The sequence below is a fragment of the Streptomyces sp. NPDC028991 genome, assembly GCF_055564775.1.
The window spans coordinates 127,390-149,126 of sequence record NZ_JBVHVP010000008.1; the positions used below are offsets into that span (position 1 = coordinate 127,390).

At 71.9% G+C, this 21,737-nt stretch carries 20 protein-coding genes; 7 read left to right on the forward strand and 13 right to left on the reverse strand.

Annotation, left to right across the window (positions count from 1 at the left end; translation table 11 throughout):
- Positions 1-28: 28 nt before the first annotated feature.
- From ACZ4V1_RS18665 to bagB, 10 genes are all read right to left on the reverse strand, one after another.
- On the reverse strand, positions 29-943 hold the full coding sequence (locus tag ACZ4V1_RS18665; RefSeq protein ID WP_468336849.1) for a HipA family kinase: 915 nt from the start codon (positions 941-943) through the stop codon (positions 29-31).
- Positions 944-1,181: 238 nt separating this feature from the next.
- Positions 1,182-1,868: a DUF6182 family protein gene (locus ACZ4V1_RS18670; protein WP_468336852.1), complete on the reverse strand. Its 687-nt coding sequence runs from the start codon at positions 1,866-1,868 to the stop codon at positions 1,182-1,184.
- A 25-nt stretch (positions 1,869-1,893) separates the two neighbouring features.
- Positions 1,894-3,024, reverse strand: a complete 1,131-nt coding sequence (locus tag ACZ4V1_RS18675) for a hypothetical protein (RefSeq protein ID WP_468336854.1) — start codon at positions 3,022-3,024, stop codon at positions 1,894-1,896.
- Positions 3,021-3,887, reverse strand: a complete 867-nt coding sequence (locus ACZ4V1_RS18680) for a class I SAM-dependent methyltransferase (RefSeq protein ID WP_468336857.1) — start codon at positions 3,885-3,887, stop codon at positions 3,021-3,023. Before ACZ4V1_RS18680 ends, ACZ4V1_RS18675 begins: the two co-directional genes overlap by 4 nt.
- Positions 3,888-3,988: 101 nt before the next feature.
- Complete coding sequence (locus tag ACZ4V1_RS18685; RefSeq protein ID WP_468336860.1) at positions 3,989-5,671, reverse strand: GH3 family acyl-acid amido synthetase; 1,683 nt, start codon at positions 5,669-5,671, stop codon at positions 3,989-3,991.
- 1 nt (position 5,672) lies between these two features.
- Complete coding sequence (locus ACZ4V1_RS18690) at positions 5,673-6,362, reverse strand: dTMP kinase (RefSeq protein WP_468336863.1); 690 nt, start codon at positions 6,360-6,362, stop codon at positions 5,673-5,675.
- Between the two features lie 204 nt (positions 6,363-6,566).
- A complete protein-coding gene (bagY, locus tag ACZ4V1_RS18695) occupies positions 6,567-7,673 on the reverse strand; it encodes a LuxR family transcriptional regulator BagY/FevT (protein ID WP_468336865.1) in 1,107 nt (368 codons plus the stop codon).
- Between the two features lie 122 nt (positions 7,674-7,795).
- Positions 7,796-8,158 (reverse strand): SAV_915 family protein, encoded by a 363-nt coding sequence (locus ACZ4V1_RS18700; protein ID WP_468336869.1) that lies wholly within the window; start codon positions 8,156-8,158, stop codon positions 7,796-7,798.
- Between the two features lie 4 nt (positions 8,159-8,162).
- Entirely contained in the window at positions 8,163-9,269 is a 1,107-nt protein-coding gene (gene bagC / locus ACZ4V1_RS18705) for a bagremycin/ferroverdin biosynthesis 3,4-AHBA synthase BagC/FevH (protein WP_468336872.1), read from the reverse strand.
- Between the two features lie 18 nt (positions 9,270-9,287).
- A complete protein-coding gene (gene bagB / locus ACZ4V1_RS18710) occupies positions 9,288-10,061 on the reverse strand; it encodes a bagremycin/ferroverdin biosynthesis DhnA-type aldolase BagB/FevI (protein ID WP_468336876.1) in 774 nt (257 codons plus the stop codon).
- 169 nt (positions 10,062-10,230) lie between these two features.
- Here bagB and bagA point away from each other — a divergent pair, with 169 nt between their 5' ends.
- From bagA to bagI, 7 genes are all read left to right on the forward strand, one after another.
- Entirely contained in the window at positions 10,231-11,820 is a 1,590-nt protein-coding gene (bagA, locus tag ACZ4V1_RS18715) for a bagremycin/ferroverdin biosynthesis tyrosine ammonia-lyase BagA/FevW (RefSeq protein WP_468336879.1), read from the forward strand.
- Positions 11,817-13,145, forward strand: coding sequence for a bagremycin/ferroverdin synthetase BagE/FevW (gene bagE / locus ACZ4V1_RS18720; protein ID WP_468336882.1), 1,329 nt, complete (start codon positions 11,817-11,819; stop codon positions 13,143-13,145). The genes bagA and bagE overlap by 4 nt, the downstream gene beginning before the upstream one ends.
- Before the next feature lie 3 nt (positions 13,146-13,148).
- Complete coding sequence (gene bagF / locus ACZ4V1_RS18725; RefSeq protein ID WP_468336885.1) at positions 13,149-14,183, forward strand: phospho-2-dehydro-3-deoxyheptonate aldolase BagF/FevY; 1,035 nt, start codon at positions 13,149-13,151, stop codon at positions 14,181-14,183.
- 130 nt (positions 14,184-14,313) lie between these two features.
- Positions 14,314-15,690: a bagremycin/ferroverdin biosynthesis FAD-dependent oxygenase BagG/FevA2 gene (bagG, locus tag ACZ4V1_RS18730; protein ID WP_468336887.1), complete on the forward strand. Its 1,377-nt coding sequence runs from the start codon at positions 14,314-14,316 to the stop codon at positions 15,688-15,690.
- Positions 15,691-15,790: 100 nt separating this feature from the next.
- Positions 15,791-16,165: a bagremycin/ferroverdin biosynthesis copper chaperon BagZ/FevE gene (bagZ, locus tag ACZ4V1_RS18735; RefSeq protein WP_468336890.1), complete on the forward strand. Its 375-nt coding sequence runs from the start codon at positions 15,791-15,793 to the stop codon at positions 16,163-16,165.
- 34 nt (positions 16,166-16,199) lie between these two features.
- On the forward strand, positions 16,200-17,123 hold the full coding sequence (bagH, locus tag ACZ4V1_RS18740) for a bagremycin/ferroverdin biosynthesis o-aminophenol oxidase BagH/FevF (RefSeq protein ID WP_468336893.1): 924 nt from the start codon (positions 16,200-16,202) through the stop codon (positions 17,121-17,123).
- Positions 17,124-17,291: 168 nt separating this feature from the next.
- A complete protein-coding gene (gene bagI / locus ACZ4V1_RS18745) occupies positions 17,292-18,290 on the forward strand; it encodes an AfsR/SARP family transcriptional regulator BagI/FevR (RefSeq protein ID WP_468336896.1) in 999 nt (332 codons plus the stop codon).
- Positions 18,291-18,373: 83 nt separating this feature from the next.
- On the opposite strand, the gene bagJ is transcribed toward bagI, so the two are convergent.
- The 3 genes from bagJ to bagL all read right to left on the reverse strand — a co-directional run bounded on the left by bagJ (position 18,374) and on the right by bagL (position 21,707).
- A complete protein-coding gene (gene bagJ / locus ACZ4V1_RS18750; protein ID WP_468336899.1) occupies positions 18,374-19,732 on the reverse strand; it encodes a bagremycin/ferroverdin transporter BagJ/FevB in 1,359 nt (452 codons plus the stop codon).
- On the reverse strand, positions 19,729-21,177 hold the full coding sequence (gene bagK, locus ACZ4V1_RS18755; protein ID WP_468336902.1) for a bagremycin/ferroverdin biosynthesis FAD-dependent oxygenase BagK/FevA1: 1,449 nt from the start codon (positions 21,175-21,177) through the stop codon (positions 19,729-19,731). The genes bagJ and bagK overlap by 4 nt, the downstream gene beginning before the upstream one ends.
- A gap of 74 nt (positions 21,178-21,251) precedes the next feature.
- Entirely contained in the window at positions 21,252-21,707 is a 456-nt protein-coding gene (gene bagL / locus ACZ4V1_RS18760; RefSeq protein WP_468336905.1) for a MarR family transcriptional regulator BagL/FevM, read from the reverse strand.
- Positions 21,708-21,737: the final 30 nt, after the last annotated feature.

Genomic DNA, 21,737 nt, shown 5'->3' on the forward strand with positions numbered 1-21,737 from the left:
AGCACCGGGGGCGCCGACGTAGGCCGGGTCAGCCCAGGTGCACGGACCAGTCCTGCTCCGCGGGCGGCTTGCCGTGCAGGTCGGGTACGCGCTTGAGCCAGTCGGGACGTCCCCGCCGGGTACGCGCGGCACGGGCCGCGTTCTCGGCGGCGAGCTCCTCGCGGGTCGGGAAGCCGCTGGGCAGCCAGTCGTGGGAGGCCCGGACGCGGGCGTGCAGGTAGCCGACGTAGGCGTCCCGGACCTCCTCCGGTGTGCCGAAGCCGGCCTCTGGGGTCAGCCACACCTCCGGCACCCGCGCCACCACCTCGTGCAGCAGCTCCCGCGTCATCTTCGGCGCCAGCTCGGCGTCGGCGGCCCGGACGTCGGGCGCGGAGTGGCCGAGCGCGTGGTGGCGGAAGTCGTACGCCTTCTCCGGCGGGGAGGCGCCCCAGCGGTGGTGGAAGACGAGGGCCGCCCCGTGGTCGATGAGCCACAGGCGCGGGGCGGCGATACCGAGGGTGGGCCAGACCATCAGGTTGGAGCTGTGCACCGTGCGGTCGACGTTCACGGTGAGGGCGTCCAGCCAGACGACGCGGCCGGCCTCCCCCGGGTCCACCGGGAACACCTCCGCGACCTCGGGCGTGAAGTCGGCGCCGCCCGACAGGTAGTCCATGCCGAGGTTGAGTCCCGCGCTGGCGTCCAGCAGGTCCCGCACCTCCTGGTGCGGTTCGCCGGCGGCGATGGACGGGGCGAAGCGCACGAGGACCAGCTCGGGGACGCGCAGCCCGAGCTCACGGGCCAGCTCACCGACGATCACCTCGGCGACCAGCGCCTTGCGGCCCTGCGCGGACCCGGTGAACTTCACGACGTAGGTGCCGAGGTCGTCGGCCTCGACGACGCCGGGGACGGAGCCGCCGGTATGCAGGGGCTCGACATAGCGAGTGGCAGTGACTCTCCTCAGCATTTTCCCATCCCGTCGCCCCTGTCGGCCTTGAAACCCATGGCGCCCTCCTGCGGTCCCGCACAAAGGGACCGGCTCGTCCTCAGCCCTGGGGAGAATCCGGGCGAGGCCGGCCACCATGCCGATCCTCCCGCCTCCCCGGCAGTCCGTCGAGGGCCGTCCTTCCCCTGCCGCCGGCTTCGGGCATGAAGTGAGCATAGTAACCGAGGGTGATCGCCGGCGATGTCGACGAGGGTGCCGGTCAGCCGTGAGCGGACGCCGGGGCCGCCGCGGCGACACCCGCGCAGGCGCGCAGCCGGCCGTCGGCCGCGTCGCGGTCGGGGACGACCCGCAGCATGGCGTAGGGCCCCTCGGCCGGGTCGAGTCGGGGCAGGTGCCGGAGCACGACCCCGGTGCCCGCGCCGATCAGCCCGCTCAGGACCGCCTCGGCCAGGGTGTGGTGGACGTGCACGAGGTAGTCGGCGAGGGACACCCGGGTGGTGACGACGTCGAGCCGGACCGTGCGAGCGTCCGGGCCGGCGTCGGCCTGGGGCGGGATCTCGATCCGGGCGGGCAGCGAGGGCAGGGCGGCCGCGGGGAAGAGCCGCAGCAGGCGCCGCAGCGGCGGGGCTTCGCCGGTGTCCTCGGGCAGCGTCCACGCCATGGCGCCGTCCGCGCTGACGTGGTGGAAGGCGAATCGCGGACGGAGGTTGTCGGGGTTGCCGGAGAGGAAGACCGTGCGGGTGTACGCGCGCAGCCAGGGCTCGCTCAGGGTGTCCGGCAGGTTCAGGGTGTAGCGCACCGCGGAGCGCGCGAACGTCGTGGGCGCGAAGCGCCGCAGCACGACCGTCACGGCCGTCCGGCCCGGCTCGGGCACCGGGCCCGCGTGCGGGGCCCGGCCGTGGACGCGGCGCTCGGCGTGCTCCTGGAGGTACCGCTGGGTGAACATGGGCGTCGCTCCTTCTGCCGGGCGGTCAGAGGTAGACGGCGGAGGCCACGGCGCGCAGCGGCACCCGCTGGTGCCTGCGCAGCAGCGCGGAGGTGAGCCGGTAGGGGTCCACGTGCGGCCGCCCGCCGGTCTGCCGGCGTACGAACTCCGGGGCCTCCGGGGCGGACGGCGGGTCCTCGCGGGCGAGCAGTGCGGCGGCGCGCTCGACGGTCTGGCGCAGGAGGTCCTCGCGGTAGGACTGCCCGTTCGGGCCCTTGCCGAGCCCGGCGACGAAGTACAGCCTCATGCCGAGCCGGACGGCCTCCGGTGACGCGTGGTCCCGCAGCGCGCCGGCCAGCCCCGCGACGGTGTGCGCGTGGGCGACGCCGTGACGGCTGGAGCGCACCGCGCCGTCGAGCGGGACCCGGTCGAGGCAGACCCGGTGCGCACGGGCGCCGCCGAGCGCACCGAGGAGTTTCTGCAGCAGGACGTAGTCCTGCGTCAGCTCGCGGTCGTGGAGCAGGACGATCTCGTCGTACTCCTCCACCGCGGGCAGCAGATCGCGCAGGGCGCAGCCCAGGTAGTTGGGGCGGCCGGTGGCGGACGTGGCGGGGCGCAGGGGCAGCCCCTGGGCGGTGGCGTCCAGGTAGACGGGGCCGCCGTCGTCGCGCGTGTCCAGGCAGAGTCCGTGCTTGGCGAGCCGTTCGACCGTCTCCTCGAACTCGAGCGCCGGCCGCCGTGTCGCGGTGAGGCCCGGGTCGTGCATGCCCAGCCAGGCGAAGTGGCCGCGCCACAGCTCCAGCAGCCGTCGGCTCACCGGGTGGGTCCAGCCGGTCTGCTCGACGGCGCGGACGTACGGCAGCAGGGCCGCGTCGCCGGGCGGGTCGGCTCGGGCCTGGAACTCCGTGTAGAGCAGGCCCGCTTCGTCCTCGGTGACCGTGCTCGGATCGGCGTCGCCGTGGACGCGGTCGAGGTACTCCCAGAAGCCGGCGGTCTGCCGGGTGCCGTTGAAGGCCGTGTTGCTGTAGAGGTAGTCGACGTCGCGGTCGTCGAGCATCCGCGTGGCGCGGTACATCACGTCCACCCACAGCAGCCCCTTGAGGTGGCTGAGTCCGAGTGCCTTGGTGGGGGTGACGGTGACCGGCGCGATCAGCACCCTGGTGCGGGGCGCGGTCACCGGCGCCGGCCGTGGACGAGGAAGACGCGCCCGACCCCGGGAGCGTTCCGCGGGGGGACCGGGTCGGGCCAGCGGCCGAAGTCGGCGCCGGGCTCGCCGGGTTGCAGGACCGTCGCCTCGATGCCGTACCGGGCGAAGAGCGCCTCCGGCTCGTCGTGCCCGGACAGCCACGGGCAGCCCCAGGTCTCGAACACGGCGAGCAGCGGCGCGACGGCGGGTGCGGTGAGGGCAGTCGCGCTGACCAGGTCAGCGGCGACCGTGCTGCCGGGCGCGGCGGCGTCCCGCACCCGGCACAGCACCTGGCCGACCTGGTCCTCCGTGAGGTAGTAGAGGAATCCTTCGAGCAGCCAGATCGAGGGCCGGCCGGGGTCGTAGCCGGCCTCGGTGAGCGCGGCGGTCCAGTCCGGGCCGAGCAGGTCGGCACCGACCCGGTGCCGGGTCGCCCGAGGGGGCGGCGGCTCGGCGCGCAGCACCGACTCCTTGGCCGCGAGGACGTCCGCGCGGTCGAGTTCGTAGACGTCGACCGGGCGCGGCCAGGGCAGCCGGTGGGCCCGGGTGTCCATGCCGGCCGCGGCGATCACGACCTGGGGGCGGTCGGCCTCCGCGACGCGGGCGAGCAGGAAGTCGTCGAAGTACCGGGTCCTGATGGCGTTGTAGGCGAACGTGCTCGGTACGGGCTCCGCGGGGCCGGTGCGGTTCGGCCGGGTGGCGTCGCCGATCCGGCCGAACAGGTCGGTGCCGAGGACGCCGGCCAGCCGGGCGGCGAACGGGTCCCGGAACAACCGGTCCGGGCGCCGGCTCTCCTGGGCCCGCAGTGCCGCCGTCAGGAGGGAGGTCCTGGCGACCGCGTCGAGTGTTTCCACGCATGCTCCTTGAAGAGGGGAAGGGGTGCCGGACGCCGGGGAGGCGACGACCGCCTGAACCGTCCGCCGGTACTGCCGGCGCCCGGCTGGTGCGGGCCCGCTCAGGCGTCGAGCAGCCGGCGCAACGCGGCGTCGTCGTTCTGGAAGACCCGGTCCTTCACCTGGGCCGGCCGCGTGCCCTGAGCGACCCTGGCCTGCCAGTCGGCGGCGAAGCCGCCGGGCGCGACGCGGCGCAGGTCGGGAGCGCCGAGGCGGGCGCTCGCGCGAGCCGCCCGGTATCCACCGGACCGCCCGCCGAGCGCGCTGTCCAGGGCCCGGGCGAACGCCTGGGTCTCCTCGTGCGACCAGCGGCCGAAAGGTTCCACGGCGAAGGTGTACCGCTGCGGGCCGTCCGCGCCGGGCTCCGGCGGGCCCGGCCGCGCGGGGCGCCCGGTCACCCGGCAGGTGGCGTTGCGGATCTCCAGGCCGGTGGCACCCGTCGCGCCGTGCAGCGCACTGACCACGTGCCCCTCGCGCAGCCGCTCACCGGCGGCGTCGGACAGGGTGCGCCGGCCGGCGTACTCGAGCCGGGGCACGCCCGCGACCCGGTCCACGACACGCACGACGTCGCCGAGGGCGTACCGGTAGAGGCCGCCGACATGGCTGAGGACGACGTGGTACTCGCCGCCCGGCACCAGTTCGTCGCAGAGCAGCGTGTCGCTGCCGGGCGACAGTTCGTCGTCGGCGTCGACGAATTCCAGCAGCCCGCCGGTGACCGCGGGCGAGCCGGCGGTGGGATGCCGGTCCAGCGCCACGGCGACGAAGCCCTCCGAAGCCGCCGCGGGGGCGGGCAGCGCGCTCACCCCGGGCCCGAACGCCTCGCGCAGCCGGGGAAGGTAGAGCGAGGCCAGTCCGGTGGTCCAGCAGAACAGCACTTCCATGCGCGGCCAGACATGGGCGGGCAGCGGGGCGCCGGCGCGATCGGCCAGCCCGTCCAGGAGCCTGGCGCGCTCCGGGTCGGGCGCGGGTCCCGGGTGGCCGTCGACCGTGCCGTCGTGCAGGTCCTTGACCAGGCGCGGCCACCACTGCACGAGTTGATGGGGCAGCGCGGCCACCGCGGCGGGGTTGATGCCGATGACGCAGCGCACGTCGTGCGCCATGGCGGCGCGCAGCCGTACGTAGCTGCGCTGGAGGTGGTCGGCCGGGTCCACGAAGGACGGCAGGGTGCTCCAGGGGGCGCGGCTGCCCGGTTCCGCCGCCAGCCGCTCACCGAAGGCCCGGCCGAAGTCGACCTGGCTGGCGCCGAGATGGGGGTGGCCGGAGCGGGTCGCGGCCGGAGCGGGCGCGGGGTCGTGCTTGAGGTTGAGCGTGGCATCGGGCCTGCGGACGGCTTCCGGGTGGTGCTCGACGATGTTCGCCCAGGCGGCGTAGTAGGGAGGGAAGAAGCAGGTCCGCATGAACTCCCGGGTGACCGGTATCCGTTTGCTGTCGCCGGTGCTGCCGCTGCTCTTGAAGAAGACCACGGGGGGATCGGCGCTCAGCACGTTCGGCCGGCCGGCGGCGGCGGCCTCCATCCACGGTCCGAGGTCCTCGTAGTCGGCGATGGGGACGGCCGCGCGGAAGTCGTCGACCCCCCGGCAGCGGGCGAATCCGTGCCGGCGCCCGAAGTCGGTGTCGGCGTTCGCGGTCAGCAAGTGCCGCAGGGCGCCGTCCTGTGCCGCCCGCACGTCGCCGAGCGCCTTCCGCAGCCCGTCCCGCTCGGCCAGCACCCTTTCCCGGTAGGCGGGGAACAGTTCTTCCGCCATGTCAGACACCGGCCCGGTGCCCCGTCGCGTGCACGACGGCGTCGACGGCGCGGTCGATGCCGCAACCGTGTTCGAGGGTGGTCACCTTCATGCCCGCCACCTCTGTGTGCAGCATGTCGCGCAGATCGTCCTGGAACCGGGTGAACGCTTCCTCGGTGGGCGTGTCGCCGTAGTGCTCCATCGGGTTCAGCGCCGCTCCCCGCCCGCTGCGTTCCCAGGCGACGGCGGACGGAACGTCGAGGTAGACGACCCGGTCGGGCTGCGGGAACGAGCGCCACCAGGAGAACAGCGACGGATTGGCGTATCCGAGCAGCGCGCACTTGGCCATGATCTTCAGGTAATAGGAATCCACGATCACCGGCCGTCCGGGCGGTGCGCCGGTCACGCGGTCGCGCATGTGCACCACGGCCAGCTGCACCAGGGTGAGGAGGATGTCGGGCGAGTAGCGTCCGGCCGGCGCCCTCAGGGCCTCGGACAGCAGTTCCCGGCGGGCTCGGCCGATCAACGGGTAGTCCGTGTCGAGCGGTTCCTGGTCGCAGGTGACCACCGTCCACGAACCGCGGTCGGCGAGACGCCGCAGCACCGACGACTTGCCCGAGTAGTCCGGGCCCAGCAGAACGGTGAATTCCGGGCCGTCGGCCCAGGGCGGCGCATACGGCGGGGCGCCGTACGGCATGGGTGAGGTCGGCATCGTCACTTCCTGGTAGCTGCTCCGCGGCCGGTCCGAGCACAGGCCGGCCCCTGCGCACGGCCGTGGACGCGCGCGGGCACGGCCGCTCGGACGGCGGCCCGTGCGGGGCCGCAGCGCGGTCGGTTTCTTTGGGTTGTGCCGGTTCCTTCGGCGCGCCGGGCCCGGGTCCGGCGCCCGGTCCGGTCCGCGGCGGCGGACCGGGGCCTAACTCCGCCGGCCGGTGGCGGAAGGGCCCATGGGCTGGTAGTACTCGGTGAACAGTCGGCCCACCAACTCGCCGCGGCTGGACACGCCGAGCTTTTCGAAGATCGCCTTGATGTGGTCGCGCACGGTGTGCGGCGACAGGTGGAGTTCCTCGGAGATCCCGCTGGTCGACAGGCCGCGCGCCACCCGCTGGGTGACCTCGAGCTCCCGTTCCGACAGCTCGTAGGCCTGCACGACGAGCGGCGTGACGTCGGAGACCGGGGCGCGTTCGATGATCACCGCGGAGACGCCCAGGCGTCCGTCCGCCTCCCGCAGGCAGGACGCGTGGCACACGAGCCAGCGGCCGGTGCGGGTGCGCATCCTGATCCGCGCGGTGTCACCGCCGCGCTCCTCGGCGATCGCCCTGGCCCGCATCGCGGTGCCGTGCACCCACAGGGGTATGCGCAGACCGAGCGCGGTGAGCGATGCGGGGCCCTGCGGCATCTCCTCCAGATAGCGCCGTGCTTCGTCGTTGACCGAGACGAGGGCTCCCTCGGCGTCGAACAGCAGCAGCCCGGTGCCGGTCAGAGCCGCGCCGGAGGGTTCGGGGCGCTGTTTGGCGTACGCCCTGATCAGGCGGGCGACCGGCGTGCCCAGGTCCTCTACGAACCTGCGCTCCCCGGTGGAGAACTCGGGCCGCCCCTTCTCCCGGAACAGGGAGACGTACCCGTGGGGGCGGCCGTCCACCCGCAGCACGGCCCGCAACTCGTCGTGCACCCCGCGCGGCGCCAGAAAACCCCGGTACAGGGAGCTGCGCTCGGGCTCGCCCTCCGTGGTCGCCCACAGGCTGGCCACCGGCACCGGCGCCAGCGCGAGGTCCCGGAACAGGTTGATCTTCTCCGTGAACAGCTCGTACTGCCAGTAGACGGCACAGCTGTGATCCTCGATGTTCTCCGCGAAGATCGGCGACGTGATCATGCCGGTCTCCGGGTCGGTGGCCCGCCAGACGGCGGCGTCGTACGGGACCGCCCTGCGCAGTTGCGTCGCGAGCGTGCTGAACAGCGTGTGCGGGCTGTCCGCACGTCCGGCACGTAAGAGGAGTTCGTCGCGACCGGGCGCAGTAGGCATCTCTCCGGCACTCCGTTCCGGGGTGGTCTGCGGATGATGAGGTGAACCTTGCCTGTCCCAACCTGCCACCACCGTACGCTACTTGGCGGCTGCGGACCGGTGACGGCGGCCGGAACCGACCGTCACCACACCTCGTCCGGCAGCCACTGCGCGTACCGCCGCGGACCGGCCAGGACGGGCCCGTCCTCGCGGATGACCACGGCCGGCGGGCCGGTCGCCTCCGGCATCCTCGGCATTTCCGGTCCGACGTACAGCGGGTCGAGCCGGATGTGCTCGATTCCCAGTGGCCGGAGCAGCGCCAGGAGTGCGGGCCGGGACAACCGGATCCACCGCTGGGTGGGTCCCAGCGCGGCGTGGAGCCGTTCCTCGCCGGTGAAGGCGAGGCCGACCCGCTCCTGGCCGGCGCCCGGCCGGGCGGTGCGCACGACGGCCACCGCGCCATCGAGGTCGCCGGCCCGGACCGGGACGTACAGGAGCGCGTCCACTACGTCACGTCTCGAGGCAGAACTCGTCGAGGGGGTAGCCGACGTGCCGGTCCTCCGTCGGCAGGAAGCCGAGCACCTTGTCGCCGGGCTTGAGCTCGGTGCTGTTGAGGACCTTGCCGCCCGGGCCGAGCACCCGCACGTGCCAGTCGTCCTGGAGGATCAGATTGACCTCGCGGCCGTCGGCGGAGACCGCGTTCACCGAGATCAGCGGCCTGGTCTCGATCTTGACCCGGCCGACGGTGACGAGCCGGGTGCGGCCCTCCACGTCGGACGCCACGACCTTGCTGCCGGCCTTCAGCTCGCTGAGGTAGTTGGTCCGGCCGTCCTTGGACAGCGTGTACGAGTGGATGGCGCCGGCGTTCACCCGGAACGGGCGGGTCGGCATGTACGGCAGCGGGTGTGTCTCGCTGACGCAGAGGATCATGCCCTTGGAGTGCGACCCGACCAGGATGCCCTCGTCCTCGCGGAAGTAGGTGCAGGTGTCGACGCAGGCACGCTCGCCCATGCCGACGTGCTCCGTGCCGACGACCTCCAGTTCGGTCAGGGCCAGGTCGGGGGTCTCGGCGTTGACCACGGTCTTCAGAGCGGTGGCGTCGCCGACCTTGCGGGGCGCCATCATGACGCCGTCGGAGCCGTGCTCCAGCACGCCGAAGATGATCTCGGCCTCCTCGACGTCGGCCGCCACCGTGATCAGGCTGCCCCGGGCGGCGGCGGACGCCGCGATGACGATCTCCAGCGGGATCTTGGTCGGGTCGCGGAAGAGCAGCAGGCTCCACTGCTCGGTGCGCGCCGACTGACAGGCGTCCTCCAGCGTCTTCGCGTCGGTGATCTCCACGAACCGGCCGAATTCCAGCCCCGGGTGCGCGAGCCGCAGCTCGGCGGGGGTGATTTTGTGGAAGTCGGGGTCCACGATGACCACGGTGGCCTCGCCGAAGTCCTCCGGGAGGGTCTTGCCACGGGGGAACAGCACCTTGGTGACGGTCGGGGGCAGGCCCTCCAGGGACGCCGGGTCCGCCGCGACGATGCCGTCGATCCGCTGGTGCAGCGCCTCTTGGACGATGGCGTCCCGCGCCTCGTCGACGCCTCGGATGTCCAGCCAACTGAGCTTCATGTGCAGGGCTCCTAGAGATCACTCACTGTGGATGAGGTCGGCCAGCTTCGCGGCCATGACGCCGGGATCGGGCGCCTCGAAAACGTTGCGGCCCATGGCCACGCCCGCGACGCCGGCGCTCAGCGCCTCGCTGACGTGGGCAAGGACCTGGCCCTCGTCGTCGTTGCGCGGACCGCCGACGGTGATGACCGGGACGGGAGAGCGGGCGACGATCTCCTTCATCTCCGTCACCGAGCCGACGTACGGGGCCTTCACCAGGTCGGCACCGAGATCGGCGGCCAGGGTCACCGCGTGCGCCACCAGCGCGGGGTCGTGCGGGTCGCTGATCCTGGGGCCTCGGGGGTACATCATCGCCAGCAGCGGTACGTTCCAGCGGTCGCAGGCCTCGGCGACCGCCGCCAGATCGGATATCTGCCGCTGCTCGCCGTCCGAGCCCACGTTGACGTGGACGCTCACCGCGTCCGCGCCCAGCCGCAGGCTCTCCTCGACGCCGGCCACCAGGTACTTGGCGTCCGGGTCGGGAGCGTGCACGGTGCTGGCGCTCAGGTGGACGATGAGCGAGGTGCTGCCGAACCAGGCGGGATCGACGTGCCGGAGACTGCCCTTGTGCAGGACGATCGCGTCCACCCGGTTGACGGCCAGTCGGCCCACGAGTGCGTCGATCCCCTCGCCGCCGGTGATCGGTCCCTGACTCACCGAATGGTCCAGCGGCACGATCAACAGCCGTTCGGAGTCGTTTCGGTAGAGGCGCCGCAGGCGAAGTCGCCTGCCGAACGCGCCGTTGGAGATCATGGGGGTTCCTCATTTCTCCGTGCCGGTCTTGGATCAACACTGAAGAGGGCGCGTATCTTCGGTGTCTCATCCGCGTATCGCGTGCGGCCGGTTTCCGATATCGACGGGAAACATCAGCGGTCAAGACTCGTGGGCAACCGGCTAGAAAGGTGTCCACAAAGTGACGACCATGAAGATTGACGGGCACGGCCTGAGCATCGCCCAGACCGTGGCCGCCGCATCCCGCGAAGGTTCGGAATTCGCGGTCTCCGAGGACGCGTTGCGGGCGATGAACGCCTCCCGGAACCTGAAGCTGGAGATCCTCGCGACCGGCAAGCCCATTTACGGGGTGACGACGGGTTTCGGTGACAGCGTCAACCGGCAGATATCACCGGAGAAGACCGCGCGACTGCAGAACGAGCTGATCCGCTACCACCTGAACGGAACCGGCCCGCTGGCCTCCGACGAGGTCGTGCGCGCCACCGTGCTGATCCGCGCCAACTGCCTGGCCCGGGGCAACTCCGGCGTCAGTCTCCCCGTCGTGGACCTGCTGCTGGACTTCCTCCGGCACGACATCCTGCCGACCGTCCCCGAGCGCGGTTCGGTCGGCGCCAGTGGTGACCTCGTCCCACTCTGCTACCTCGCCTACGCCCTGACCGGCCAGGGCAAGGTGCGCCACCGCGGCGAGACCCGCCAGGCCGCGGAGGTGCTGGCCGAGCTGGGCCTCGAACCGGTGACGCTGGAGGCCAAGGACGGGCTGGCGCTGATCAACGGCACCTCCTTCAGCGCGGCGTTCGCCGTCCTGAACACCGAGGCGGCGGCCGAACTCGCCGACGTGGCCGACATCTGCACCGCGCTGGCCAGCGAGGGGATGCTCGGCAACCGGGGCCACTACGCTCCGTTCATCCACAACGAGAAGCCGCACGGCGGCCAGGGCGCCAGCGCCGCGTTCATCCACGAGATGCTCGACGGCTCCTCGCTGGCGATGACATACGACCAGGTCGTCGACCTGAACGTCCCGCTGGACGGCCGGCACTACCAGAAGCTCGCGCGCAGCATCCAGGACCGTTACTCACTGCGCTGCGCGCCGCACGTCAACGGCGTGCTGCGGGACATGCTCGACTGGGTCCGCACCTGGATGACGGTGGAGATCAACTCCTCCAGCGACAACCCGCTGTTCGACCCCTCCACGGGCGCCGTGTACAGCGGCGGCAACTTCTACGGCGGGCACGTCGTCACCGCGATGGACTCGCTGAAGACGGCCGTCGCCGGCGTCGCCGACCTGCTCGACCGGCAGCTCGCGCTCCTGGTCGACGAGAAGTTCAACAACGGCCTCACCCCGAACCTGATCGCCCGGGTGGACGACGACGACACCGAGGCCGGGCTCCAGCACGGCTTCAAGGGCATGCAGATCGCGAGCTCGTCGCTCACCGCCGAGGCGCTCAAGCACGCGGGCCCGGCCTCCACGTTCTCCCGCTCCACCGAAGCCCACAACCAGGACAAGGTCAGCATGGCCCCGATCGCGGCACGCGACGCGCGCAACGTGATCGAACTGACCCGTGAGGTCGCGGCCATCCATCTCCTCGCCGCCTGTCAGGCCGTCGAGCTGCGCGGGATCGACGAGATGAGCCCCCGCACCAGGGCCGTGCACGCGCGCATCCGCAAGGAGGTCCCCTTCGCCGCCACGGACCGGCAGATGGACGGCGACATCGCCGCGGTCGTGGAGATGATCGCCTCTGGCGCCATCACCGAGGCCGCTCGGGCGGGAGGGGACCTGTGACCGTCGCCCTGAACGCCGAAGCGGCCGCCTCCGGTCCGGCGGCCGGCACACTGCCGGCCATCGGCGACTGGGAGTCCTTCGACGAACTGCGGGCGCTCCAGCGGGAGCGGATCGAGCCGACGCTGCGGCACGCTCTCGGCTCGCCGTTCTACGCCGGGCGTCTGGAGGCCGGGCAGGAGCTGTCCACGGTGGGCCTGACCGGGAAGTCGGACCTGCGCGACAGCTACCCCTTCGGCATGCTCGCCGTGCCCAGGGAGCGCCTGGCCTCCTACCACGAGTCCAGCGGCAGCACCGGCAACCCGACCCCCGCCTACTTCACCGAGGCGGAGTGGACCGACCTGGCCGACCGATTCGTCCGCAAGACCGTCCCGCTCGGTCCCGAGGACACCATGCTGGTGCGCATCCCCTACGGGCTGGTGCTCGCCGGGCACATGGCCCACTGGGCCGCCATGCGCAGCGGCGCGACCGTCGTCCCCGGCGACTGCCGCTCGCTCGCGGTGCCCTATTCGCGGGTCGTGCGCGTGCTGCGCGACCTCGAGGTGACGCTGACCTGGTCGACGCCGAGCGAGAGCCTGCTGTGGGTCGCGGCGGCCAAGGCCGCCGGCTGCTCCGCCGACTCCTTCAAGTCGCTGCGGGCGCTGTACGTGGCGGGCGAACCCATGAGCAACGCGCGCCGCCGCCGGATCGAGGAGATCTGGGGCGCCCCGGTGATCGAGGAGTACGGCTGCACCGAGGTCGGACCGCTGGGCAGTGACTGTCCGTACGGCCGGATGCACTTCTGGGCCGACCGGGTACTGCCGGAGATCTACGACCCGCAGACCGGGGAGATCGCCGCCGAGGGCGCCGGGCAGCTGGTCATCACCCCGCTGTACCGCGAGGCGATGCCGCTGGTGCGCTACAACCTCGAGGACCTGGTGGAACTGCGGTACGAGGACTGCCCCTGCGGGTGGAAGCTCCCCACCGTGCGGGTCATGGGCCGGCTCGGCCAGGGCTACACGGTCGCCGGGCGGCGTCTCGGGCAGATCCAGGTGGAGGAGATGGTCTACCGGCTGCCCGCCTCCCACGGCGTGCTGTTCTGGCGGGCCAGGGCCGAACGGGACCGCCTGGTCGTCGAGTTCGAGGCGTCCGGTCCGGGCGGCGCAGAGGCCGCCGCTTCGCTCGCCGCGTCCGTCGAGGCGGAGCTCGACGTGCCCTGTGTGGCCGGGGCGGTGCCCGGGGGCACGCTGGTGCCGACCGCGTTGCTCGCGGAGCAGCTGGACGCCATGAAGCCACGCAAGCTGTTCGGGCCCGACGAGGACTGGGGGCAGGCCGTTGTCCGGGGTTGAGACATGGTGATCGTGATGGCGCCGCAGGCCACGGCGTCGGACCTAGCCGCGGTCGTCGCGCGGGTCGAGTCGGCGGGTGGCGAGGCCTTCGTCAGCCGCGGGACGAGCCGTACCGTCGTCGGACTGGTGGGCGACATCGAGCAGTTCGGGACGCTCAGCCTCGGCGCCCTGCGCGGGGTCGCCGAGGTGGTGCGCATCTCGGTGCCGTACAAGCTGATCAGCAGGCAGAGCCACCCCGACCGCTCGGTGGTCCGGGTGGGCGGGGCGCCGATCGGTCCCGGCGCGCCGACGCTGATCGCCGGGCCCTGCGCGGTGGAGACGCCGGAGCAGGCGCTGCGGGCGGCGCTGATGGGCCGGGCGGCCGGCGCGACCATCCTGCGGGGCGGTGCCTTCAAGCCCAGGACCTCTCCCTACGCGTTCCAGGGCCTGGGAGAGGCCGGGCTGAGAATCCTCGCCGACGTGCGCGCCGAGACCGGCCTGCCCGTCGTCACCGAGGTGGTCGACGCCCACGACGTCGAACTGGTCGCCTCGTACGCCGACATGCTGCAGATCGGCACCCGCAACGCGCAGAACTTCGCGCTGCTGCAGGCCGTCGGCGACGTGGGCAAGCCGGTCATGCTCAAGCGGGGGATGTCCGGGACCATCGAGGAGTGGCTGATGGCCGCCGAGTACGTGGCGCAACGCGGCAACCTCGACATCGTGCTGTGCGAACGCGGCATCCGGACGTTCGAGACGGCCACCCGCAACACCCTGGACATCTCCGCCGTGCCCGTCGTCCAGCGGCTGTCGCACCTTCCCGTCATCGTCGACCCCTCGCACTCGGGCGGGCGGCGCGACCTCGTGCTTCCCCTGACCCGGGCGGCGCTGGCCGTCGGCGCCGACGGGGTCATCGTCGACGTGCACCCCGACCCGGCGGCCGCACTGTGCGACGGACCCCAGGCGCTCGTCCACGAGGACATGGAAGAGCTCGGCGCGGCGATGCGGGGCGAGACGGCCGCGGGGCACAGGATCCTCGACGGGGTCGCCTCCCTCCCGTAACGGTGAAGGCCGCCGGGCCCTGCCCGGCGGCCGGTCGCCACATCCTCCTCAAACGGGGGGTGGGACACGGCCCTCGCGGTTGAAAGAGTCTTTCCGTCCCGCCAAACGACCGGGTCCGGGAGGACTGAGGATGACGACAGGCAAGAGCATCGAGAAGCCGTACGCGGCGGAGCTCTCCGGACTGCTCCGGGGCCGGGTCCTGCTTCCGGGAGACGACGACTTCGCCCCGGAACTGGACGGGTTCAACCAGATCACCGAGCACTCCCCGGACCTGATGGCGGTCGTGGCGGGAGCCGAGGACGTGCGCGAGGCCGTGTCCTTCGCCGCCGCCCGCAGGATGCCGATCGCCGTCCAGGCCACCGGCCACGGACCGTCGACCGCGGCGGACGGCGGACTGCTGATCAGCACCCGCGGGATGCGCGGCGTCAGTATCGACCCGGCCGCGCGAACGGCCCGGGTCGAGGGCGGCACGCAGTGGTTCGAGGTGATCGAGGCGGCCGCCGAGCACGGCCTGGCGCCGCTCAACGGCTCTTCCCCGCTGACCGGGGTGATCGGCTACACGCTCGGCGGCGGGCTCGGGCTGATGGCCCGCAAGTACGGCTACGCCGCCGACCACGTCACCGCCCTGGAGATCGTCACGCCCGACGGCCGGTCGCACCGGGCCACCGCCGACCAGGACACCGACCTCTTCTGGGCCGTGCGCGGCGGCAAGGGCAACTTCGGCGTCGTCACCGCCCTCGAGTTCGGCCTCGTCCCGGTGTCGCGGCTGTACGGCGGCGGGCTGTTCTTCGCCGGCGAGGCCGCCGCGGACGTGCTGCACGCCTGGCGCGAGTGGGCCGCGGCCGTGCCCGAGGAACTCACCTCCTCGCTGGCGCTGCTGCGGCTGCCGGACGTCGAGGCGGTCCCGCCCTTCCTGCGCGGCCGGCTGACCGTGCACGTCCGGATCGCCTACCTGGGCTCGGCAGAGGACGGCGACAAGCTGGCCGGTTCGCTGCGCGCCGCCGGTCCGCTGGTCGTCGACACGCTGGCCGACATGCCGTACACGAGGTGCGGAGAGATCCACAACGACCCCACCGAGCCGATCCCGTACAGCGAGCGGTCGATGATGCTCCGCGAGCTGGACGAGGCGGCCGTGCGCGCGCTGCTGGAGCTGGCCGGCCCGAGCGCCGACTGCATCGACCTGGCCGTGGAGCTGCGGCATCTGGGCGGCGCGGCCGGCCGGCCGTCGAAGACACCCAACGCCGTCGACCACCGGGACGCCGCCTTCGCGCTGTCGACCCTCTCGCTGCCCGACAACCGGCCCCCTCTCGTCGTGGACGGCATGGCGGCCTGGGGCACCGGGCGGCGCTATCTCAACTTTCTGGCCAGTCCCGACACCGCGAATCTCGCCGAAAGCGGCTATGAACCGGCCACTTTCGCCCGGCTGGCCGAGATCAAGGCCCGCGTCGATCCGGAGAATCTTTTCCGATTCAACCACAACATCGCGCCCCGCCCCCAGCAGGTCTGATCTCGCCACCGTAGGCGCGATATACCGCTGATAGATCCCATTGCGAAGCTGGCCGGGACGATTACCACCGTTCGGTGGTTTACCTATCGGGAGGACATCAGTGAAACGACGTGACGTGATGAAGGGCATGGCGGGCGCCGTCGCGGTCGCGGCGGCGCCCGCCGCCGTCATCCACGCGGGCAGCGACTGGGCCGCCTCGAACGACGACGCGGCCGTCACCCAGGCGGCCGGGGAAGAGCCGGAGGACCTGTACACCGAGCAGTACAAGGGCCGCACGATCACCGTGTCGAAGAGCACCGAGAAGGTGCGGATCGACGGCAACGAACTGCACCTGATGAAGATGGGCGAGGGCGCCTACCTCAGCTCGATGTGCCACTACCGGTTCGAGCCCACCCCGCTGGCCGCCGGCCGGCAGGCCGTCGACGAGCTGCGTGGGGCGAACCTGCTGCCCTCCGGCGGCCACCACCATGCCTGACCCGGACGTGAGAGAACCGAGAAGGAAGAAGCCCATGGTTCCCGTTCGCAAGAACCACCTCAACATGACCGCCACGGAGAAGAGACGCTTCATCCGCGCGCTGCTCCGGGTCAAGGAGACAGGCGTCTACGACGAGCTGGTCCGGATACACATAAAGATCAACTCGGGTGACTACCTGGACAAGGACGGCGGCGTCGGCAAGCGCTGGGGTCACATGGGCCCGGGCCTGTTCCCGTGGCACCGCCAGTACCTGCTGGTCCTGGAGCGGGCGATGCAGCGGTTCGACCCCACCGTCACCATCCCGTACTGGGACTGGACCAAGGACCAGAGCCCCGACTCGCCCCTGTGGGCCGACGACTTCATGGGCGGCAACGGCCGGCCCGGCGACGGCATGGTCATGACCGGCCCGTTCGCCCGCTGCAACGGCTGGAAGCTCAACGTCAGCGTGGTACCGGTCGGCGACGAGCACCCGGCGTTCAACGGCAACTACACCGCGGACGACCGGGACTACCTGGTCCGCGACTTCGGCACCACCAACCCCGACCTGCCGACGACGAAGGAGTTGGAGGACACCCTCGCCCTCCCGACCTACGACACGCCGCCCTACAACTACACCTCGGGGTACGGCACCGAGACGCAGTCCCTGCGCAACCACCTGGAGGGGTACGCGAAGTTCCCCCACGAGGCCAACCTGGGCAAGCTGCACGGCGCCGGCCACACCTGGGTGGGCGGCCACATGCTGTACATCGGGTCGCCGAACGACCCCATCTTCTTCATGCACCACAGCTTCCTCGACAAGGCCTGGTCGATCTGGCAGAAGCAGCACCCGGACGTTCCGCAGTACCTGCCGGTGGAAGAACACCCGGACGTGCCCTCGCTGCACACGAAGCTCGCGCCCTGGTACACGATGACGCCGGCCGATCTGCTGGATCACACGAAGTTCTACCGATACGAATAGAATTATCCGGGGGCACCGGGAACAAGCCGGCATGCCGGACTTCTTGCGCCGCCGACGACAGTTGCCATCGACATTCTCACTGATGCCGATGGCAACTTCATTGGCACAGTAACTGGCGTTTACGCGCCCACGCGTCACCACTCGCACATCACTACCGGGGGTATAGATATGTGCGCTGACTACACTTTTCGAATACTTGGCCCGCTGTTCGTGACAAACGGCGGGGAACCGATCGAAATAAGCGGGATCCGCCGACAGAAGTTACTGGCGGCGCTGCTGCTCCAACCGAATCAGATGGTCAGCCTGGACCGGCTCGTCGATGCCATGTGGGACGACAAGCCGCCCGCGTCCGCCCACGGGCAGATCCGCATCTGCGTCTCCGGCCTTCGCCGCCTGCTCAGGGGAAGCGAGCGCGACAGCGTGATCGAGACGCACCCCTCCTGCTACCGGATCAGCGTCCACGACGAGGACGCCCTGGACCTGTTCACGTTCGAGCGGCTGGTCTCCCAGGGGCGGGCGATGGTCCGGGACAACCAACTGGAGCGCGCCGACCGGCTGCTGAAGTCCGCGCTCGAGCTGTGGCGCGGACCGGTCGTGGCCGGCCTCGACAGCTCGGCGCTGGCCTCGCTCGTCGTCAAGCTCCACGAGGACCGGCTGACCGTCCAGGAGGAGTACTTCGACGTGGCACTGAAGCTGGGGCGTCACCAGCAGATCATCGGCGATCTGACCGGTTTCGCCACCGAGAACCCCTTCCGGGAACGTGCCTGGGCCCAACTGATGCTCGCGCTGTACCACTCGGGCCGTCAGGCGGACGCGCTGGAGACCTTCCGCACCATCAGGATGCGGTTCTCCGAGGACCTCGGCATCGAGCCGGCGCGTGACCTGCACGTCCTGCACCAGTCGATCCTGGTCGGACGGCTCTCCTCGGCGGCCACCCACACGTCGGACCTGCTGGCGCCGCCCTCCCCCCGCGCACAGGGCCACCAGGGCCGTCCGGCCGGCGTCGCGCTGCTCTCCCGGACCTCGCCGAACCCCGTCGGCGGCGACCTGATGGAGCAGCTGCGACTGGAGAACGACCTGCTCCGCGTGGAACGCGACGGGCTCCGCCGGATCCTGTCCCTGTGGCTGGACCTGAACGACGGCGACACGGGCGTCCCCGTCTCCTGAACCGCCGCACGGCAACGCCCCTCCCCCTGCTCTCCGACGGAGCGAACAAGGGGGAGGGGCGTTTGGCCTCTGCGCCGTACGCGTCAGGCTTCCTGCGGCGCCCGGGCGGACGGGAGCGTCAGGGCGATCAGACCGGCCAGCAGCGGGAGCGCCGCGACGACGGCGAGCGCGCTGGTGAGGTCCATGTGCTCGGAGAGGGTTCCGGCCGCTGCCGAGCCGATACCGCCGCCGACGAAGAACAGCAGGTTGAGCACGCCCATGGCGCCACCGCGCCGAGCGGGCTCGAGGCGGCTGGAGAGCACCGCGGTGGTGAGCACCTGAGTGGCGGCGAACGTCGCCATGCCCATGGAGGTGCCGATGAGCATGACGACGATGCCGCCGTCGACGAGGCCGACGATGCCGAGGAACACCGCGCAGCTCACGGCGGTCACTGCGAGCAGCAGGCTGCCGCCCTTGCCGGCGGCGAGCTTGCTGGCCACGCGGGCGGCCACGGCACCGACGACCGCTCCCGGCAGCAGCCAGGCGCCGATCTTGAACACGCCCCAGCCGTACTGCACGGTGAGGATCTGCGGCACCGCGTACATCGCGGCGAACAGCCCGGCGTAGCCGCCCACGCCGATCATCGCGGAGGTCAGGAAGGTGCGGTCGGTGGCCAGGTCACGCGGGAGGAAGCCGTCGGGGCGCTTGCCGAGCTGCCTCAGCAGACCGGCCACCGACACCACGAGGACCACCGCCAGCCCGACCACCAGCGGGGTGCCGAGGTCGAGGGAGGAGGCCTGGATGAGCAGCAGCAGCGAGGTCGCACCGGCGCCCAGCAGGACGCCGCCGGTCACGTCGACTGCCTTGCCGTAGCCGGGGCGGGAGGCCGCGAGTTCCAGGCAGAAGGGCACCAGCAGCAGCGAGAGCGCCGGCAGCACCAGGGTCAGCCGCCAGTCCAGCCAGTCCGTCACCATGCCGCCCATGAGGGTGGCGGTGGAGGAGAACAGCGCCATGGACGCGCCGAAGATGGCCAGGATCTTCGCCCGGAGTTCGGGCGCCGCCCCCGAGGCGAGTGTGAGGGCGCTGGAGGTCATGGCGCCGGAGCCCGCGGCCTGCACGAACCGGCCGGCGATCAGGGTGCCGAAGTCCTGGGCGACCAGGCACAGCACCGCGCCCACGGCGAGGAACAGGGCGCCGGTGAGAAGGGTGTTGCGCACCCCCCACTTCTCGGAGAGCCGCCCGAAGAACGCGGTGCCCACGCCGAGCGCGAGGGCGTGCGCCGTGAGCACCCAGCCGGCGACCGCCGGGCGGACCTCCATCTCCATGGCGACGTCGGGCAGCGCCACGCCCGCGGCGGTCACGCCGAAGATCACGGGGCCGAAGAGAGCTCCGAGCCTGAGCCCGGTCAAGCCCGCACCGGGTGCGGTTGTCGGCGGGGCCTGCACCGCGCTGTTGGTGGTCATCGAGAGTCAACCCTTCCAGGATTCGTGAGGTGTGCCGAGTCGGCGTCTTCGTGTGGTCGGGGGTTTTCCGCGCGGGGCGTGCGCACGGCCCGCACGCGCGGCGGGATGGTGTGGTTGAACCGGAAGAGGTTCTCCGGGTCGTACCGGGCCTTGATCTCGCCCAGCCGCGCGTAGTCGGCGGGCGCGTAGCCCCGGTCGGCCAGCCGGGCGGTCCCCGGCCCGGCGAGGAAGTTGAGATGGCTGCGGCCCGTTCCGCGGTGCGCCATGCCGTCCACGACGTGTCCCGGACGTCCGCCGGGCAGGGCCAGCGTGGTCAGGCAGTACAGGGCGTCGCGGTGCTCGGCCGCGCCCGGCACCGCGACCGGCCGGCCCAGCGCGCCGCCCATGTGCCGGAGCTCGACCATGACGTCCGTGCAACCGCTGCCGGGACCGGCGAGGCGGAGCAGGTCGTCGACCGCGTCCGGGCCCAGTTCGCGCAGCATGGCGGAGCGTTCGTCGTAGGGGGTGGGGGAGGCCGGGTCGTTGTGGATGTCCGCGAAGCGGGTGTACGGCATCTCCCCCAGCGTGTCCACGAGCGTCGGGGCGACGGTTCGCAGGGGCCTGACCAGTCGCTCCCCCTCGTCGCCCGGGCCGAGGTGGGCGACGCGGACGTGCACCACGAGCCCGCCCCGCAGGAAGGGCGGGATCGGCTCCTGGTCGGGCATCCTCAGCAGCGCCAGCGAGGAGGCGGTCCGCTCCGGCACGGTCTCCGTCCACGACCGCCAGGCGTGCAGCACCTCGGCGAGGCTGTCGCCGGGGAAGAAGAGGCCTCCGCCGTAGAGCCGGCTGACCGGCACGAGCCCGAACTCCAGGGCCGTCACCACGCCGAAGTTGCCCTTGCCGCCGCGCAGCGCCCAGAAGAGGTCCGGGTGCCGCCGCGCGGTGGCGGTGCGGGGCAGTCCGTCGGGGGTGACGATCTCCACGGCGGTGACGTGGTCGGCGGCGAGGCCGTACGCGCGGGACAGCAGCGCCAGTCCGCCGCCCAGGGTGTAGCCGACCACCCCCACCAGCGGTGAGGAGCCGTTGAGCGGAGCGAGTCCGTGGACGGCCGCCGCGTCGACGACCTGCCGCCAGCGCGCGCCGGCCTCGGCCCGGGCGACCCGGGCCACGGGGTCGACGGTCACGCCGGTCATCCGGCGGGTGCTGATGAGCAGCCCGGTTCCCTCGGTGACACGCGAGGGGCCGTGGCCGGTCGCCTGGACCGCCGTCGGCAGTGCGGTCTCGGCGGCGAAGGCGACGGCCTTGCGCACCTGCGTGGCGTCCTGTGCGCCGAGGACCATCGCGGGCCGGTGCCGCAGGACCCGGTTGAACCCGGCGACCTCGGCCGCGTATCCCTCGTCCCCGGGCCTCAGCACCGGACCGGAAAGGCGGCCGGCAAGCCTTTGCGCGGTTGCCGGTCTGTACATGCGTCAGCCCTCCCAGGCGGAGCCAGTCGGTTCGCTGATCACACTTCCAGCGCCGGCTCGGAGGGCCCACCCCTCTATTGAGGGGAAGTGGGTTCCGGCATGTCGCCCAGGACACGGAGCATCTCGACCAGCTGCCCCGTCCGCTTCTCGCCCAGCAGTTCCTCCACCCGTGCGTGCAGTCGCGCAGCCTCTTCGACCGCCTCGGCCAGACGCCGGCGGCCGGCGTCGGTGAGGGCGACGATGCGGCGCCTGCGGTTCGCCGGGTCCATCTCCTTGGTCACCAGGCCGCGCGCCTCCAGGCGGTCCAGCAGGACGGTGAGCGTGGACCGGTCGACTGCGGCCAGGGCCCCCAACGCGGACTGGTCCATGCTGCCGTGGTCGTCCAGGGCGAGCAGCACCGCGAACTGAGGACTGGTCAGGTCGGGCAGGCGCTGCTGCCACAGCGCCGTCCACGCCTGTCCGGCCCGGCGCAGCTGATGCGGCAGCGCCTCTTCCAGTTGTGGCCGCGGCCGAGGGCTTGTGTTCGTCATGGCGACCAGTATATTCAGTACAAGGATATT